Source organism: Thermus aquaticus (genome assembly GCF_001280255.1).
GTDB classification, from domain to species: Bacteria; Deinococcota; Deinococci; order Deinococcales; family Thermaceae; genus Thermus; species Thermus aquaticus.
Genome location: NZ_LHCI01000084.1, coordinates 1 through 556 on the forward strand (window position 1 = coordinate 1; position 556 = coordinate 556).

Annotated in this window: 1 protein-coding gene; it reads right to left on the minus strand. The window is 68.3% G+C overall.

Annotation, left to right across the window (positions count from 1 at the left end; all coding sequences use genetic code 11):
• Nucleotides 1–556, minus strand: a 556-nt coding sequence (locus BVI061214_RS13095) for a hypothetical protein (RefSeq protein WP_428843216.1), incomplete at both ends; no start/stop codon positions are given.

Here is a 556-nt window from a genome sequence, read left to right on the forward strand (position 1 = left end):
GGCCGGAGCTGGGCAGGTTTTGAAAAAACCGGCCAGCCCACGACAGCCACAGCGAACACACCAGGGACCGGGAGGCCAACGTCCACCAGCTCCGAGCCGATGGGGGTGACCGAGGTGGGCGGGTCCCCCACGGGCCGAAGGACGGTGAGGAGCACGTCCTGAGGGCCGTCGGGCATGTAGGGGTACAGGGTCACCGGGTTAGAGCCCATGTACACCTCACTGGATCCCCCCACAAAAACGGAGTCCCCGGCTTGGACCGGTGTCGGCCCAATGCTGGCAGGAAGGTTCACCTCAAACTGCTTCGAGCTACCGCCCCCCGAACCTCCTCCCCCGCAAGCGAAGACCACGGTCCGGGTCAGGGCGGGAGTGGCCTTGAAGAGCTGCACGTCCGCCAGGCCGCCTCCCCGGCACCGCACCGCCACCTCGTAGTCCCCACTGGCGGTGAAGGTGGCCTCGCCCCCCGTGAAGCTCAGGGCTTGCCAGGAGCCGCCCCCGGTGCGGTAGTAGGCCCCCACCAGGGGAGCCATGTCCAGCTGGCGGACGGTGATGGTGTTGC